This is a genomic window from Brevibacillus sp. HB1.2, assembly GCF_013332495.1.
GTDB lineage: Bacteria > Bacillota > Bacilli > Brevibacillales > Brevibacillaceae > Brevibacillus > Brevibacillus porteri.
Genome location: NZ_JABMIU010000001.1, coordinates 704922 through 720636, shown reverse-complemented (window position 1 = coordinate 720636; position 15715 = coordinate 704922). Strand labels below are relative to the sequence as shown.

Genomic DNA, 15715 nt, shown 5'->3' with positions numbered 1-15715 from the left:
GATGGATCAGAGAAAATGCGAATGCGGTCATACCAACCCGGTTGGGACGCTGCTCTGTGAGTCTTGCGGGAAGCCTTTGAATGTGGAAGTCCACGAGCAGACATCGTTTCCTGACATGCGTTATGAAGGAATGGCAAGACGTTCTCAAACGAATAAGACGAAGGTAATCGATCGAGTCTGGAACTTTTTTTCTTCGGTCAAAATTGCAATCGGTATCATTATTGTCATTTTGGTGGCGTCCGCAGTCGGAACCATCTTTCCACAACAAATGTACATACCAGTTCCCGTACCGACTGAAGCAGATGTTGCTCGTTTTTATACGGAATCATATGGAACGCTGGGAACGATTTTCTACGGACTTGGATTTCACAATATGTACTCGTCCTGGTGGTTTGTGACGCTTCTGGTAATGCTCGGTACGTCTTTGGTTATCTGTAGTCTGGACCGCGTAGTACCGCTGTATAAAGCGCTAAAGAAGCCACGATTGAACCAGCACAAGTCCTTTTTGAAAGGACAAAAGCTTTTTGCAGAGGGTGAGCTTGCTCCAGAAGCCAATCAGGAAGCGATACTGGACGCCTCCGCTCTGGCATTGAAAGAAAAAGGATACCGCATTTTCCGCACGGAACGGGCGATTATGGCTGAAAAAGGCCGTTTTAGCCGTTGGGGTCCTTACATTAATCACATTGGACTGATCTTGTTTTTGGTCGGTACCCTGATGCGAAGCCTGCCTGGCTTTTACTTGGACGAGTACGTTTGGGTGCGTGAGGGACAAACAATGGCGATTCCGAATACCCCTTACTACATAAAAAACGAGAACTACACGACAGAGTATTGGTCGGAAGAAGAAATGCCGGAGCAACTGGAGCTTAAGGGCGGAGCTATTGTGAAGAGCTACCAGACAGAGGCCATTTTGTATGAAAATAAAAGCGCTGACGTTCCAGGGAAAAAGCCGGATTTGGTAGAAGTACAGAAGGGGCCGATCGTCGTGAATCATCCGATGCAGCAGGACAGCCTCTACATTTATCAGAGTGGCGTGCAAGAGATGCAGCTTGGAGCGCTTAATTTTACAGTGGTCGATTTGAAAAACAATAAAAAAGAGATCGGTCTTATCAAAATTGATCTGTACAATCCACAGCCCGAGCAAACCATTGCGGATGGGTTTACGGTACGGATTTTGGATTACTTCCCCGATTTTATAATGGGAAAAGACGGGAAGCCGGCGACGAAAACCAATTTGCCTAAAAATCCGATGGTGGCATTGGAACTCATTGGAGAGAATGGCAATTATAACGAAAAACTGGTTTATCTAGAAGGAACCATTCTTACACAGAAAAATGATACGCGTTACGGACTCGACATCAAAATGCCTGATTTAATCGATATTGCAGGGCTGAATGTACGGGTGGACAAAGCATTGCCACTGATTTATTTAGGTTCATTCATTTTCCTTGCGGGCGTTGTGATCGGTATGTTCTGGCAACATCGTAGGGTTTGGGTACAGACGCAAGAGGGAAGTATCTTGGTAGCAGCTCACACGAATAAAAACTGGTTCGGTCTTCGCCGAGAAGTAGATGGGCTGGTTAAACAAGCGGAGCTCCCTGTCACGATAGAAGATAAAACGAAGGCCAAGGCCTAAAGCTTCAAAGGGGGTACAAACAACGTGCAGCTCATTCAACTGAGTGACTGGTTACTGGATGTCGCGTTTCTGCTCTACGTCATCTCGTCTATCGTCTTCGCTGTAGCCGTGACGGGTAAAAACTGGGCAGGGCGGGATCCCAAACAACATGAGGATCGCTATGGACGGATTGCGTATTGGTTAGCCGTTATCGGTTTTGTGGCGCAAACAGGGTATGTGATGGCTCGCTGGATTGCCGGCGGCCATAGCCCGACGAGTAACATGTTTGAGTTTATGGCATTCTTGGATTACTGTATTATCCTGGCCTACTTAATTATTTACCGGATCTACAAGCTGACCTCGATTGGAGCGTTCGTCCTTCCGCTTGGGGTTATCATGCTCGCGTACTCGTACGTGTTCCCGAAGGAAATCACTCCATTGATTCCGTCTTTGCAGAGCTACTGGCTGCATATTCACGTGACGACTGCTGCACTGGGTGAAGGGATTTTGGCAGTTGGTTTTGCAGCGGGTCTGATGTATTTGATCCGTACCGTTCCGCAGCATATTTCGACGAAAAGTACGAAATGGTTGGAGATCGTGCTAGCTGTGGTCTTGATGCTCGTTGGGTTCATTTTGATGGATTCTTCTTTTGCTCGGATGGATCAAAAGACGGTATTTGAGATGAAGAAAGAAGAAATGAATGCAGCAGGACAGATGGTAAAACCGAAAGTGGAGTACATTCTCCCTGCAATTGTTGCACCTGCTGATGCAACCATCATCAAGGAAGGTCCAATTTCACCACTCTTTGAGGCACCTACCTGGATGGAAGGAAAAGACGCTGCACGTAAATTGAACACGATGCTGTGGTCAGTCCTTACAGGTGGAATTCTATATGGCGGATTGCGCTTGATTTTCCGAAAACGATTAGGGGCTGCTATCAAGCCTTCCGTTGAGAGTGTTGATCCTGAACTTCTGGACGAGATCAGTTATCGAGCAATCAGTATCGGATATCCGGTGTTTACCCTCGGGGCCCTTATCTTTGCCATGATTTGGGCAGAAGAGGCATGGGGACGATTCTGGGGCTGGGACCCGAAGGAAGTATGGGCATTAATTGTCTGGCTCTTCTACAGTGCCTACTTGCACTTGCGTCTATCCAGAGGATGGATCGGTGCAAAATCCGCATGGATGTCCGTCATCGGGTTTGTCATTATTTTGATTACACTGGTCGTGGTCAACTTGGTCATTGCTGGTTTACACTCCTACGCTGGGGTGTAAAATTTCCTCGAAAAGCTGGTTTTACCACCAGCTTTTTGGACTATCTTCTAACGGTTTTACGATATTATGAGAGCAAGAGGTGTTTCAGATGGAAAAAATGGCACGTATTCTCGTAGTGGATGATGAAGAGCGCATTCGCAGACTTCTGAAAATGTACTTGGAAAGAGAAAACTTCCTGATTGATGAAGCAGATAATGGAGAACAAGCAGTCGAAATGGCTGTGGGAAGTGACTATGATATCATTTTACTCGACCTGATGCTGCCAGGAATGGACGGGATCGAGGTATGCCAGCGTGTTCGTGAATTCAAGGCAACCCCAATTATTATGTTGACAGCAAAAGGGGAAGAAACGAACCGCGTTCACGGGTTTGAGGCAGGGGTAGACGATTATGTCGTGAAACCGTTCAGCCCGCGGGAGGTCATGTACCGGGTAAAAGCGATTCTGCGTCGATCTTCCGCGACAGCTTATTTGAAGACAGAGACATTCAACAGTCATTCTGTCCTTGTTTTCCCGGAATTGACCATTGACCACGATGCACACAAAGTCATCGCAAGTGGCCAAGAGGTGAGCCTGACTCCAAAAGAGTATGAGCTGTTGCACTACCTGGCATTGTCGCCGGATAAAGTGTTTACGCGTGAAGAATTGTTAAAAGATGTGTGGCACTACGAGTTCTTTGGCGATTTGCGTACGGTGGACACGCATATCAAGCGTCTCCGCGAAAAATTGAACCGTGTTTCTCCGCAAGCTGCCAATATGATCGCCACGGTTTGGGGCGTCGGATACAAACTAGAGGTGCCTAAGTAAAGTGGACGTTATTTTTCGCAGTGTAGTCGGAAAGCTATGGATGACCATTATTGCCTTATTTGCTCTCGTCTTGACGATCTTCAGTTTGTTGCTCGTTCAATCCTTTGACAGCTTTTATAGCAATCGGCAGTCCAAGAATTTGCACGATCTGGCAGATGGCATCGCAATCGGTTTGGCGCAGAGTCCGGATATGACAGCAGCTATGGAGATGGCTTCCAGGTTTGGCTTGGTCCATCATACAGGCATGGTCATTCTCGATGAAAAAGGTAAGCAAGTCGGTATGAGCGAAGGGGCTGGGCTCCCTCGTATTCCAGTAGAGCAATTGCTCCAAAATCCTGCTTTGCGTTTGCCTGATGCGCTGGCAGGTAAGCATCCTGCTCCCAAAACGATTTATATTAATGTGGAGAATTCCGCTGATCACACGAACAACAAGCATGAAATGCTTGCGGTCGCTGTGCCTTTAGAAATGGCAGCAGGGAAAACGGGCGCAGTGGTCATGTATCAGGCGATTGAAGATTTTGATGATACGGTTAGTGAAGTCAGATTTTTAATCTTTGTGGTTGGCGTCATCGGATTCGTCTCTACCACTGTATTCGCCTTTTTCCTCTCATCGCGTCTTACGATTCCATTACGTCAGATGAAAGAAACGGCGCATCGCATAGCGGAAGGGGACTTTCATGCTGAAATCCCGATCAGGACGCAAGACGAGACAGGTGAACTGGCGGCTTCGTTTAACACGATGGCAAGCAAGCTCAATCAGTTAGTCGATGCCCTGTCCAAAGAGAAGGAGCAGCTGGCGAGTGTCCTTAGAAGCATGGTAGATGGTGTTGTGATGATAGATGCGAACGGCAAGCTGGCCGTAACGAATCCGCCAGCAGAACGATTTTTGCGAGATTGGGATTTCGAGCATTTGGATGAGCCGGTGCCGCTGTTCTCATTCTATCAGCAGGTTTTGCAAACGGGACAGGAAGTGACAGAGGATATCCCTGTTCAAGGGCGGATATGGTCCGTTGTCATGGTACCTTTGAATGATCGGGATCAAATCCGTGGAGCTGTCGCAGTTCTTCGGGACATCACGCAGGAACGAAAGCTAGATAAAATGCGTAATGATTTTGTGGCTAACGTATCCCATGAGCTGCGAACACCTCTATCCATGCTGCAAGGGTACAGTGAAGCGATTGTGGACGATATCGTGGCTACACCGGAAGAGCATAAAGAATTGGCGCAGATCATCTATGACGAGTCAGCGCGTATGACCAAGCTGGTGAATGAATTACTCAGCTTAGCACGGATGGAAGCGGGGCATGTTGAATTGTTCCAGGAGACGATGGAACTGCGTCCGTATTTGGAGCGCATTCAACGTAAATTCACCAATTTGGCGAGAGAACGCGAAATCCATCTCTTCCTCGAAATATCGACGACGCATACGCATGTGCTCATGGATCCTGATCGCATGGAGCAAGTGCTAACGAACTTGATCGATAACGCACTGCGACATACGCCAAGTGGAGGAAGCGTCACCATTCGTGCTCGCGGAGATAAAACGTTGCTGGTTGAGATAAGCGATACAGGCAGTGGCATTCCGCAAGAAGATTTGCCGTTTGTTTTTGAGCGATTCTATAAAGCAGACAAGGCTCGTACACGTGGACGACTAGGTGGAACTGGTCTTGGACTAGCCATCGCGAAAAACCTTGTCGAGGCACACGGGGGCACCATCAGTGTGCAAAGTAAACTGGGTGAGGGAACGACTTTTACAATCGCCATGATGCTGCATAAAAACAAATAGGAGTGTAGAGAGAAATGATCAAAACGATCTTATTTGATGTTGATGGGGTTATGTTGAGTGAAGAGCGTTACTTTGATGCTTCTGCATTGACAGTGTGGGAATTTTTGTACAGTCCGCAGTATGTGGGGCTTGCAGGGGAGGAATTCACACCTGCTCCAGAAGAAGCGCAAATTAGACGAGTGCGCGAGCAAGTTTTCGCTCATGATGAAGTGCTGAATTTCATCAAGTCACGTGGAATCAACTCCAACTGGGACATGGTTTTCCTCGCGTTTTCCTATCAGTTGATTCGTATAATTGAAGCGGTTAAAACGCAAGTGCCAGAAGCAACGAGCCTTCTCAGCGAACAAATTGATCGACCGCAACTAACAAAAGTGAAAGAGTGGGCAGCCACTTATGCTCCTGATTTCCAAGTAGACTACGCAGCGTTCACCGCTGATTTTGCCAAAGGTTCCGCACAAAAAGCAGAAATGCTGCTCTACTTGAATCAAATTGCAAAAGAGCGTTGCGGTGTTTCAACAGATATGTTCTCTCGCAATAGTGATCTATGGCAGTTGATTCAAAAGACGTTTCAAGAATGGTATCTCGGTGATGAGCGTGTGGCGGCATCAATTGGCCGTGAAACCATGCAGCCGGGCAAGAAGGGCTTCTTGTCAGACGAGATTCCGATTGTACCGCCTGCAGAAATGGTCGAGTTGTTCCGCACGTTAAAAGAAAAAGGATACACACTGGGAATTGGAACAGGGCGCCCTACCATCGAGACGCATGTTCCCCTCAGTGAGATGAACATACTGGAATGGTTCGACCCGAACCGCGTCGTAACTGCCTCTCACGTACTCGATGCGGAAGAAGCATTTCCTAGCTTTGCGCCGATGTCCAAGCCACACCCTTATTCCTATGTAAAAGGGTTGCTCGGACTCGATGCACCGATTAGCGATGCTGTCCATTTTTCATTGCCAATCGAAAATGGAGAAGAGGTATTGATCGTCGGCGATTCACTCGCAGATTTTCTAGCGGCTCGCTCCATCGGTTGCAAGTTTGCAGCGACATTGACTGGACTGTCTGGTCAAGACGCGCGCAGCAAGTTTGAAGAGGAAAAAGCAGATTTTATTCTGGATGATGTTCGCGATATCCTGTCCATTCTGTAGATAAAAAAACTCCGCCGTTTCTACATACGGCGGAGTTTTTTTATTCCCAACAAATCGATTGCAAGCATTTGAAGCGAAAGGCGTCAATCAAAAAGGATTCAATCATGTCCGTCCTAACGATTACTTCAAAAGAACCGTCTTCACGAGAAAAAAACATGACATCCGTATAGTCTTTGTTCCCTTCAAAATAACGGCGAACTTCTTTCACACGTTCTCGCATTGATTCGGTCTTGACGATGATCTGGAAAGAAGCGCCCTGCTCAGAAACAACTTCCTTTATCTCGATTTCCTTTTCTTCATAGGTGTAATGGAACAAATGGATTCCTCCTCACCAAATAAAATAACGCAGGTAAACGTAGAGATGAGCAATCATGATAGAGATAATCATCAACGGAAAGGCGACCTTCATAAAGCTGAAAAAGCCGATATGATAGCCTTCCTTTGAGGCCAAGCCAGCTACAATCACGTTGGCACTCGCTCCAATCAAGGTACCGTTTCCTCCTAAACACGCCCCGAGTGCAAGGCTCCACCAAAGAGGCTCCAGGTTGGTGATCCCGAGGGCTCCCATTTCCTTGATCATCGGAATCATGGTGGCGACGAACGGGATATTGTCAACAAAGGCAGAGGCGATTGCACTCAACCAGAGGATCAACAGTGAGGTATTCAATGGATCTCCACCCGTCAGATTCATTGCTTCCGTTGCGAGCTTTTTGATCACGCCTGTTTCCACTAAACCAGAGACGAGAACAAACAGACCGATGAAGAAGAAAATCGTATTCCACTCGACTTTGCTGATCGCGTCTTCTAAATAATGCTCTCCGGTAAGGAGGAGCAAAAGAAAAGCTCCAGTTAAAGCGATGGTTGCCGACTCCAAGTGAAGAGCCCCATGGAGCATGAAACCAATAATGGTCAATCCCATCACCGTCAAAGACTTTTTCAATAAACGGCTGTCGGTAATTTCATCGCGCTCATTTAACTGCATGATTTTTGCACTCAACTCAGGTGACGTTACTAACTGCTTGCGGTAAATCAAGACCAAGCAAACAACGGTTACAGCCATAATCACGATGATAATTGGGCTCAAATTCACAAGAAACTTCATAAAATCAAGCTCAGGTACAGAACTGCCAATCATGATATTCGGTGGGTCACCGATCAATGTAGCTGTTCCTCCGGCATTAGAAGCGATAATTTCACTGATTAAAAAAGGTATCGGATTAAGCTCGAGCTGGCGGGCGATGCTAAACGTCACAGGTACGATGAGAAGTACAGTGGTAACGTTGTCCAAAAAGGCGGAGGCAACGGCCGTGATCAAGCTCAGGTAGACGAGGATGCGAATCGGTTTGCCCTTTGCGACCTTTGCAGCACGGATGGCCACATACTTGAAAACGCCGGTTTGCGCCGTAATGGCAACCAAGATCATCATCCCAATAAGTAGGCCGAGCGTGTTAAAGTCGATATGGTGAATTGCTTGTTCCTGTGTAACGATCCCGAACAAGACCATGAGAATTCCGCCCGACATGGCGACGATGGTTCGATGTAACTTTTCGCTAATAATAAATGCATAGGTAACTAAAAAGATAGCAATAGCGAATAATGCCTGGTTCGTCATAAGAAGCTCCTTCCTAGGTGTGTAGAATTATCTTGTCCCATTATAGCTCTAACCAAAATAAGGGTAAAGAAAAAGACCCGGCAAATGGCCAGGTCTTTTTCTTAGGAAAAGGAGAACCTACAGCTCGATTTGTGTAACGCTTTTCACTTCCGCCAGCTCGCCCATCGTATCGAGAAGCTCTGGCGTCAATGGTTTGTCGACAGAGAGCATCATGATCGCGTCTCCACCGATATCACGGCGTCCTACCTGCATCGTTGCAATGTTCACGCTGTTTTCACCCAAGATAGAGCCGACACGTCCGATCACACCTGGACGGTCATTATGGTGAATGTAGAGGAGGTAGCCCTCAGGCGCTACGTCAATCGCAAAGTCGTCAATTTTTACAATACGCGCACCATAACCATTGAGTCGTGTTCCAGACACTGTGCGTGTCTCTTGCGTTGTTTTTAAGCTAACGGTCAGTAAGTTCGTAAAGCCTTTGTTTTGTGCTGCCTTTTGCTCCGTTACGGTGATGTCACGCACTTTTGCCAGAATCGGGGCGTTCACATAGTTGACTTCCTCGCCCAAACGGAAAGACAGCACGCCTTTGAGGACTGTCCGCGTCAAAGGAGACGTGTCTACATCCGTCAACTCACCGCTATATTTAATCGAAATCTCCGAAATGGAACCTACCGTCACTTGGGCAAGGAAATGTCCCAGCTTTTCACCCAACGTAAAGTATGGTTGAACTTTTTCCATCACGTGCGCAGGGATCGAAGGCAAATTCACTGCGTTTTTGAATGGCTCGTCACGAAGAACCTTCAGGATTTCTTCCGATACGTCTACGGCCACGTTTTCCTGCGCTTCAATAGTCGAAGCTCCTAGATGTGGAGTCGTTACTACTTGTGGCAGACCAACGAGAGGGTTGTCTACAGGTGGTTCTTCTTCGAAAACGTCCAGAGCTGCCCCCGCGACTTTTCCAGTGGTAATCGCCTCGTAGAGAGCCTTCTCGTCAATGATTCCCCCGCGAGCGCAGTTGATCAAGCGAACGCCATCTTTCATTTTCGCAAATTCACGCGTGCTGATGATATGGCGGGTTTCTTTTGTCAGCGGAGTATGGACGGTAATGAAATCAGCTTTGCGGCAAATTTCATCAACAGTTGCGTTGGTTACGCCCATCTTTTGTGCACGCTCCTCGGTCATGAAAGGATCGAAGCCCATAACAGTCATGCCAAATGCTTTCGCACGCTTCGCAACCTCTGAACCGATACGGCCCATTCCGATAACTCCCAGTACTTTGTTGTTCAACTCAACCCCTTGGAAGCTTTTGCGATCCCATGTACCGTCTACCAGCTTCTTGTGAGCTTGAGGGATGTTACGAGCGACAGCCATCAGCATGGCAAACGAATGCTCGGCAGTAGAGATGGTGTTACCGTCTGGAGCGTTGATGACTGGAATACCCGCTTGGGTGGCAGCGTTGATATCGATGTTATCGACGCCAACACCCGCACGACCGACTGCCTTCAGCTTTTTGCCAGCAGTGAGTACTTCTGCTGTTACTTGGGTTTGGCTGCGTACGAGGAGTGCATCGTAATCGCCAATCACATCGATTAGTTCGGCAGGGGAGAGGTTTGTTTGACGAACAACTTCTACATCAGAAGCGTCCAAGAGCTGTTGAATTCCAAATTCGCTTAGTGGGTCGGTAATGAGTACTTTATACATGTGCAATGAGCACCTCCTGAGCAGCTTTTACACCAGCACCCAGCTCTACTGGGGCACCGATTTGGTGAAGCGACAATTCGATGGCAGAAATGACTTGCAGGACATCCAATGGCTCGCAATAACCCATGTGCCCGATACGGAAGATCTTGCCTTTCAGGTGCTGCTGTCCGCCAGCAATCGTGATGTTAAATTGCTGCGTTAACATTTTGCGGAGAGCTTCTGCATGAAAGACACCAGAAGGATCGCAAGAAGTTACGGTCGTCGATGCATACTGATCTTCCGCCATGAGTTTGATGTTTAATGCTTTCATCGCTGCGCGAGTCATGTCTCTCATCAGTTCATGGCGCTTTACGATAGCTGGCAAGCCTTCTTCCTCCAACATATCCAAAACCTCGGCGAGACCGAAGATGAGGGATACAGCAGGCGTATACGGTGTTGTTTGCTCTGCCAAGCTCTTGCGGTATGCTTTCAGGTCCAAATAGAAGGCGAGCGATTTGTTTTGCTCAATCACTTGCCATGCGCGTTCACTCGCAGCGAGGAAGGCAAGGCCTGTTGGCAGCATGAAAGCTTTTTGCGAGCCGGTTACCACGATATCGACACCCCAAGCGTCCATCTCGCATGGAACCGCACCGAGGTTGCTTACCGCATCCACAATGAAGAGGGCGTCCGAATGTGTGCGGATTGCTTTCGCCAAATCAGCAATCGGATTTTCTACCCCAGTGGATGTTTCACAGTAGGTGGCAAATACAGCTTTTACTTGCGGCTTTTTTTGCAAGAATGTTTCAACCTGCTCAGGTGTTACGGCGTTTCCCCAAGGCACTTCTAACCGATGGGCGACTATACCGTAACGCTCGCAAATTTTTGCAAAGCGCTCACCAAATGCACCGCTGATGAGGACAGCAGCTTCATCGCCTGGTTGGAGCGTGTTTACGACGCTCATCTCCAGCGCGCTCGTTCCGCTACCTGCCAAGATGTATACGTCCTGCTTGGTGCCAAAGTAAGGCTTTAGTCTTTCAGCAGTACGGGCGAAGAGAGTGGAAAATTTGCCGCTGCGGTGTCCAATCATCGGTTGGCTCATCGCTGTTTGAACACGTGGTGGAATGGGGGTAGGACCAGGGATTCTCAAGATCATTTTGTCTGCAAACATGGTTTTCTCCTCCTATATATGTGCATATCAAAAAAACCTCCCGTTCTCACACTGCTCCTATTACAGAACAGTGAGGGACGAGAGGCTTTGCTTCGCGGTGCCACCCTCATTCGCTCTTTTTTTCTCAAAAAAGAGCCTTGGTAGGTACATGACCTAAAAGAGATAACGGATCTACCGTTTGCGTCTACTGGGATGGTGAACCCTCTTTTCAACGCAGCAGCTCAGAAGTGCTTAACCGTGGGAGAAATCGCCGATTCGCAGCAACCATCGGCTCTCTGGGGATTTCTCGATCACAGCGTTTCTTCGTCAACGCCGTTGTTTTATAAGTTGTTTCGTAAGATTTGTACTTACGATATCACGTCAAAATAACACCGTCAAGAAGAAAAACAAGAAAAAATGAACATTATTTATTTTAAATCGCTTATCGTTCGTGAATAATGCTCAATTATATGCTAGAAACACCACAAAAATGACCAAAACACGAACATTAAGATATTGACATCACAAAAAATGGAAAAAACGCACTTTAATGTTCGGTTTTTGCTGTTGCTTTTATCATACCGAAAAATCACAAAAGAAAGAACGGAAAGTTGTCGATCATTCGTTCAGTGGAGGAGAGGAGGGCATAATGAAAAACCTCTTACATACCGGAGTACGTAAGAGGTCTCTTCCATTAGTAGATGGAATACTATTCCACTTTAATAGAGTCGGTCGGGCATCCTTCAGCAGCATCACGAACATCGTCATGCAGGATATCCGGGATTTCAACGCTGTTAGCATTGTCATCCAACTTGTTGAACGCAAGGCCCTCATCGTCGTAATCAAAGACGTCAGGAGCCGTGGCGCCACAAGCACCGCAAGCAATACAAGTATCTTTATCTACCCATGTAGTCATCGTGGTTTCACCTCCCATACCGAAGTGGTACGTCCACTATCATAGACCATTGTATGCTCTTGGTGACAAGATTTCAAGATTGAATCAGTCTAAAAATGTACGACTACTTATAAAGAGGGATTTCAGGTGCCCTCAGCACGGAGTAGAGCTGTGTGTTCAAGCGTTTAAAATCTCCCGCAGATACTGCATCTGTCGCGTTCAAAATCTTTACGGCAGCGGCTAAATCCTTGATTCCTAGTGCTTGAACTTCATTAGACGCGATGAGCAAATCAAGTCTTGCAGTCAGGTCCTCAGGACTATAGCTGCTCCATTGATTGCTTGCCGACATGGCCACAGCTGCGAGATAGGTGCGGTAGTGAAACGGATACTGCTTCCACTGCGCGGTGTTAACGGCTCCAGGTACTTGTTTCGGCATGGCTTGCTTGACCACATAAGCCGATTCCCAAGACGCGATGGAGTGATAGACCATTTCCTGTGCGGTTAGCCAATTATTTTGGAAAAGCGTCAGGCTAGCTCCAATAGAAGCAGGCGTAGCATTATTTTGATCGGAACGAATCTGCTCCATACTATCCAAATACGCCCGTACACTGTTCGTAAAAGTGGCGTGAGCTTGTCTCAGCATGGGTGACGTTGGCAAGGGAACACTTTTCTCCAGCTCTTTCCTTGTCTGGTCAGCTAAATTGCTGAGCTGCTTCAAGCCATCCGTCCGTTCACTTTCGTTCATTTGATTCCATTTATCCATCGTATCAAAATGTGCTTGCTTCAGATCAAGCAGTGGTGCATAAACGGCATAGTAAAATCGAATAAAGTCCTGTTCATTGTACAGCTTTTGCTCACGCAGCAGTTTTTCTTTTTCGGCTTCCTTTTTCTCTGCTTCGAGTACGGCGGCTTGTTCCGACTCCAATTGTGTCTTCATATAATGGGCCCCGAAAAAAAATCCACCAACTGTGCATGCAAGTGTTATGATGATCATGTACGCCATCATAAATTCAGTTCTTTTCAATCGTTTTGTCATACTATCCTCCAAATCCAATGATGCAGTTTACTTCGCTTACTTTGAGCTTTGAAAAATATAGAATGATGTAAGGAGTACCAATGAACAGTCGGAACAGTGCGGCAGAGGAGCAGGACCTTTTATGTGCGGTCGCCTTGAATGCCATGTTACCTCTGGCCAATGAACGAACGCTGCAATCAGCCTACTACATACTGCGTGGCAGAAAAGCCAATCAGACACTGCAAGATGTGCATTTGTATACCCTTTATCCGTATTATCGGATGTTTTCTCGTTTTCCAAGAGAGGATTGGGAGAAAATAGTTTCAACTTTATTTCAGGCGGGCTGGATTTTACCGGTTGATGCAGGTGGAACGAATTCGAAGCCGACATTTACCTTTTCTGATACAGGATTGCAGCATGCCAAACATACGTACCAAAAATATCGGTTTGATGTATGGTTCGCACCTTTTACCCAGTCCGATTTGGCGGAGCGAATCGAACCATTTTGGAGTAGGCTTCATCTAATGGTGCAGACGATCTCGCAAATGCATCATGGTGATCTCGGTTTCATTCCGGTCGTTTCGGACAAGACGGCGCAGCGTTGGGTAAAAAACCAATTGGCTGATGGGGCAATGCGAACTGCTTGGAAGCAGCAATTGTCTGACGAGCTATATCGATTGTGGGAGCCCTTGGATGAAGGTGTTCAGGAGCTTTTATTTTGTCAACTGTCAGGAGTAGGACAAGTCGGCAAGACCTTGGGACAGGTAGCAGAGATTCGCCAAACGAGTCGTAGCTATCTCATGCTGCAGTTTCGATACGGACTTGCCGCGTCGATTCAGACGCTGCTTGCAGAGAGCAATCATTATCCTCTTTTATCAAAACTTGTTACAGAATCGCACAAGCTTGATCCACGTCTAACCGAAAGTGCTGCTCGAACGTATGCCCTTCTTCAGACTGGCAGTGACAAAAAAGAAATAGCGAAGAAACGACAAATGAAAGAAAGTACGATAGAAGATCATTTGGTAGAGATTGCCTTACGCTGTCCGGAATGGGATATGACAACGTATTTACCGAATGAGTTGGCAAAAGAGATCGTGGAGACGAGTGAGCGACTCGATACAAGCAGACTCCGGCTCATCAAGGATCAATTGGAAGCAACAGTGACGTATTTGCAAATCCGATTGGCACTAGCACGAGCGACAAGGGGGGCAAAATGAACCAACAGCTCATGCACGATAGATTAAAGCTGCATTTTGGATACGACTCATTCCGTCCCGGTCAGGAGTCCATTATTGAACGTGTATTGTCTGGACGAAGCGTTCTCGGGTTATTAGCAACAGGTGGCGGGAAATCAGTGACGTATCAGCTTCCAGCAATGCTTTTGCCGGGTCTGACCGTCGTGGTTTCCCCGTTAATCTCCTTGATGGTTGATCAGGTGCAACAGCTTCGAGCACGAAAAAAAATTCCAGCTACCTATTTGAACAGCATGCAAGATCCGACAGAGTCCCGCGAAATTTTAAAAGGGCTCGCAGAAGGCGCGTTCAAGCTGTTGTATATTTCTCCAGAAAAGCTTCAACAGCCCTATGTCCAACAAGTGTTAAAGCGGACGAGGGTGTCTTTGATCGCCATTGATGAAGCGCATTGCATCTCGCAATGGGGACATGACTTTCGCACAGATTACTTGCGATTGCCACAAGTCGTGAAACAATTGGGAGCACCTCCTGTTCTGGCTGTGACGGCTACCGCTACGGCGACTGTTCGTGAAGAAATTTGCAGCTTGTTTTCTATTGAAAAAGAAGACGTCGTGTTGCAATCCCTTAATCGGGCGAATATCGCCTATGATCTGGTTGAAGTTGCGGAGGAAATTGACAGGCGTTCGTATGTAATTGATCAGATGGATCGTTTGCAGGGCCCTGGGATCGTTTACTGCAGCACACGACAAGCGGTAGATGTATTGGCAGCCTCTTATCAACTCGATGGGAAAAAACGCGTTCACGGTTACCACGGGGGGATGAACAGCATGGAGAGAATGCTGATCCAATCCCAATTTCTCGCGGGCGAGTTGGATGTTATTATTGCAACTAATGCGTTTGGTATGGGGATCGACAAACCAGATATTCGCTACGTCATCCATTACCAAATGCCAGCCAGTTTGGAGGCATACGCACAAGAAATCGGGCGGATCGGCCGTGACGGCAAGCCTGGGTATGCGCTGCTTTTATTTTCGTGGGACGATTGGCAGATTCATCAACACATGCTGGAGAAGGAGTACCCGACACAAGGGCAAGTTCAAAAATACGAGCAGTTGTGCAATACTGGAGTACCCTTGACGAACGAGGCATTGGCGATGGTGGACATATCCGAAGAAATGGGTGCACTTCTTGCCTTTTATACGGAAAGAGTGCTGGCCTCCTACGAAGCTGCCGCTGCGGGTGAATCGTATCCGAAGGCTCAAATCATTTGGCAGGAAACGGAAAAAAGAAGAAGCTTTAAGCAAAAAAAGCTGGCAGAAATGGTGTCTTACGTAAGAGGAGAAAACTGTTTGCGTGCGAGCATCAATACGTATTTCAAAGAGAATGATCATCAATTTGATCTGTATTGCTGTAAGAAATGTGGCCTAACTACGGATGCGTATTTCCAAAAGAATGACCATACAATCGCAAAGAATGAACAAATCAAATGGAATTTGCGGCAGGCGTTAGACACTCTTTTGCCGAACAAATAAAGGAGAGAAACATCG

The 15715-nt window shown here is 47.1% G+C and carries 13 protein-coding genes and 1 other annotated feature; of the genes, 7 read left to right on the top strand and 6 right to left on the bottom strand.

Annotation, left to right across the window (positions count from 1 at the left end; translation table 11 throughout):
• Position 1 precedes the first annotated feature (1 nt).
• The 5 genes from resB (at position 2) to HPY28_RS03215 (ending at position 6626) form a co-directional block, all read left to right on the top strand.
• Entirely contained in the window at positions 2-1636 is a 1635-nt protein-coding gene (gene resB / locus HPY28_RS03235; RefSeq protein WP_174230172.1) for a cytochrome c biogenesis protein ResB, read from the top strand.
• Between the two features lie 24 nt (positions 1637-1660).
• On the top strand, positions 1661-2890 hold the full coding sequence (ccsB, locus tag HPY28_RS03230) for a c-type cytochrome biogenesis protein CcsB (protein WP_174224761.1): 1230 nt from the start codon (positions 1661-1663) through the stop codon (positions 2888-2890).
• Positions 2891-2978: 88 nt separating this feature from the next.
• Positions 2979-3695, top strand: a complete 717-nt coding sequence (locus HPY28_RS03225) for a response regulator transcription factor (protein WP_012686105.1) — start codon at positions 2979-2981, stop codon at positions 3693-3695.
• Between the two features lies 1 nt (position 3696).
• Entirely contained in the window at positions 3697-5481 is a 1785-nt protein-coding gene (locus HPY28_RS03220; RefSeq protein ID WP_069844671.1) for an ATP-binding protein, read from the top strand.
• A gap of 14 nt (positions 5482-5495) precedes the next feature.
• Positions 5496-6626 (top strand): HAD family hydrolase, encoded by a 1131-nt coding sequence (locus HPY28_RS03215; RefSeq protein ID WP_174230068.1) that lies wholly within the window; start codon positions 5496-5498, stop codon positions 6624-6626.
• 40 nt (positions 6627-6666) lie between these two features.
• Here HPY28_RS03215 and HPY28_RS03210 read toward each other — a convergent pair whose 3' ends face one another.
• The 6 genes from HPY28_RS03210 to HPY28_RS03185 all read right to left on the bottom strand — a co-directional run bounded on the left by HPY28_RS03210 (position 6667) and on the right by HPY28_RS03185 (position 12996).
• Complete coding sequence (locus tag HPY28_RS03210; RefSeq protein ID WP_069844673.1) at positions 6667-6942, bottom strand: hypothetical protein; 276 nt, start codon at positions 6940-6942, stop codon at positions 6667-6669.
• A 12-nt stretch (positions 6943-6954) separates the two neighbouring features.
• Positions 6955-8238, bottom strand: a complete 1284-nt coding sequence (locus tag HPY28_RS03205) for an ArsB/NhaD family transporter (RefSeq protein ID WP_017248074.1) — start codon at positions 8236-8238, stop codon at positions 6955-6957.
• Between the two features lie 117 nt (positions 8239-8355).
• Positions 8356-9939, bottom strand: a complete 1584-nt coding sequence (gene serA / locus HPY28_RS03200; RefSeq protein ID WP_174230067.1) for a phosphoglycerate dehydrogenase — start codon at positions 9937-9939, stop codon at positions 8356-8358.
• Positions 9932-11086, bottom strand: coding sequence for a pyridoxal-phosphate-dependent aminotransferase family protein (locus HPY28_RS03195; protein WP_174230066.1), 1155 nt, complete (start codon positions 11084-11086; stop codon positions 9932-9934). Before HPY28_RS03195 ends, serA begins: the two co-directional genes overlap by 8 nt.
• A 70-nt stretch (positions 11087-11156) precedes the next feature.
• Positions 11157-11405 (bottom strand) — a binding site (T-box leader).
• A gap of 369 nt (positions 11406-11774) precedes the next feature.
• A complete protein-coding gene (locus HPY28_RS03190) occupies positions 11775-11981 on the bottom strand; it encodes a ferredoxin (protein WP_007724004.1) in 207 nt (68 codons plus the stop codon).
• Positions 11982-12084: 103 nt separating this feature from the next.
• Positions 12085-12996, bottom strand: a complete 912-nt coding sequence (locus HPY28_RS03185) for a hypothetical protein (RefSeq protein ID WP_017248077.1) — start codon at positions 12994-12996, stop codon at positions 12085-12087.
• An 80-nt stretch (positions 12997-13076) separates the two neighbouring features.
• On the opposite strand from HPY28_RS03185, the gene HPY28_RS03180 reads away from it, so the two are divergent.
• Both HPY28_RS03180 and HPY28_RS03175 read left to right on the top strand, forming a co-directional pair.
• Complete coding sequence (locus tag HPY28_RS03180) at positions 13077-14192, top strand: YpbB family protein (RefSeq protein ID WP_017248078.1); 1116 nt, start codon at positions 13077-13079, stop codon at positions 14190-14192.
• Positions 14189-15700, top strand: a complete 1512-nt coding sequence (locus tag HPY28_RS03175; RefSeq protein ID WP_174230065.1) for a RecQ family ATP-dependent DNA helicase — start codon at positions 14189-14191, stop codon at positions 15698-15700. Before HPY28_RS03180 ends, HPY28_RS03175 begins: the two co-directional genes overlap by 4 nt.
• Positions 15701-15715 lie beyond the last annotated feature (15 nt).

What these genes read in the sequence shown, in the direction of transcription:
- HPY28_RS03175 (WP_174230065.1), top strand. Translation starts at nt 14,189, where the DNA reads ATGAACCAACAGCTCATGCACGATAGATTAAAGCTGCATTTTGGATAC.
- HPY28_RS03190 (WP_007724004.1), bottom strand. Translation starts at nt 11,981, where the DNA reads ATGACTACATGGGTAGATAAAGATACTTGTATTGCTTGCGGTGCTTGT.
- resB (WP_174230172.1), top strand. Translation starts at nt 2, where the DNA reads ATGGATCAGAGAAAATGCGAATGCGGTCATACCAACCCGGTTGGGACG.
- HPY28_RS03205 (WP_017248074.1), bottom strand. Translation starts at nt 8,238, where the DNA reads ATGACGAACCAGGCATTATTCGCTATTGCTATCTTTTTAGTTACCTAT.
- HPY28_RS03185 (WP_017248077.1), bottom strand. Translation starts at nt 12,996, where the DNA reads ATGACAAAACGATTGAAAAGAACTGAATTTATGATGGCGTACATGATC.
- HPY28_RS03195 (WP_174230066.1), bottom strand. Translation starts at nt 11,086, where the DNA reads ATGTTTGCAGACAAAATGATCTTGAGAATCCCTGGTCCTACCCCCATT.
- HPY28_RS03215 (WP_174230068.1), top strand. Translation starts at nt 5,496, where the DNA reads ATGATCAAAACGATCTTATTTGATGTTGATGGGGTTATGTTGAGTGAA.
- serA (WP_174230067.1), bottom strand. Translation starts at nt 9,939, where the DNA reads ATGTATAAAGTACTCATTACCGACCCACTAAGCGAATTTGGAATTCAA.
- HPY28_RS03180 (WP_017248078.1), top strand. Translation starts at nt 13,077, where the DNA reads ATGAACAGTCGGAACAGTGCGGCAGAGGAGCAGGACCTTTTATGTGCG.
- HPY28_RS03225 (WP_012686105.1), top strand. Translation starts at nt 2,979, where the DNA reads ATGGAAAAAATGGCACGTATTCTCGTAGTGGATGATGAAGAGCGCATT.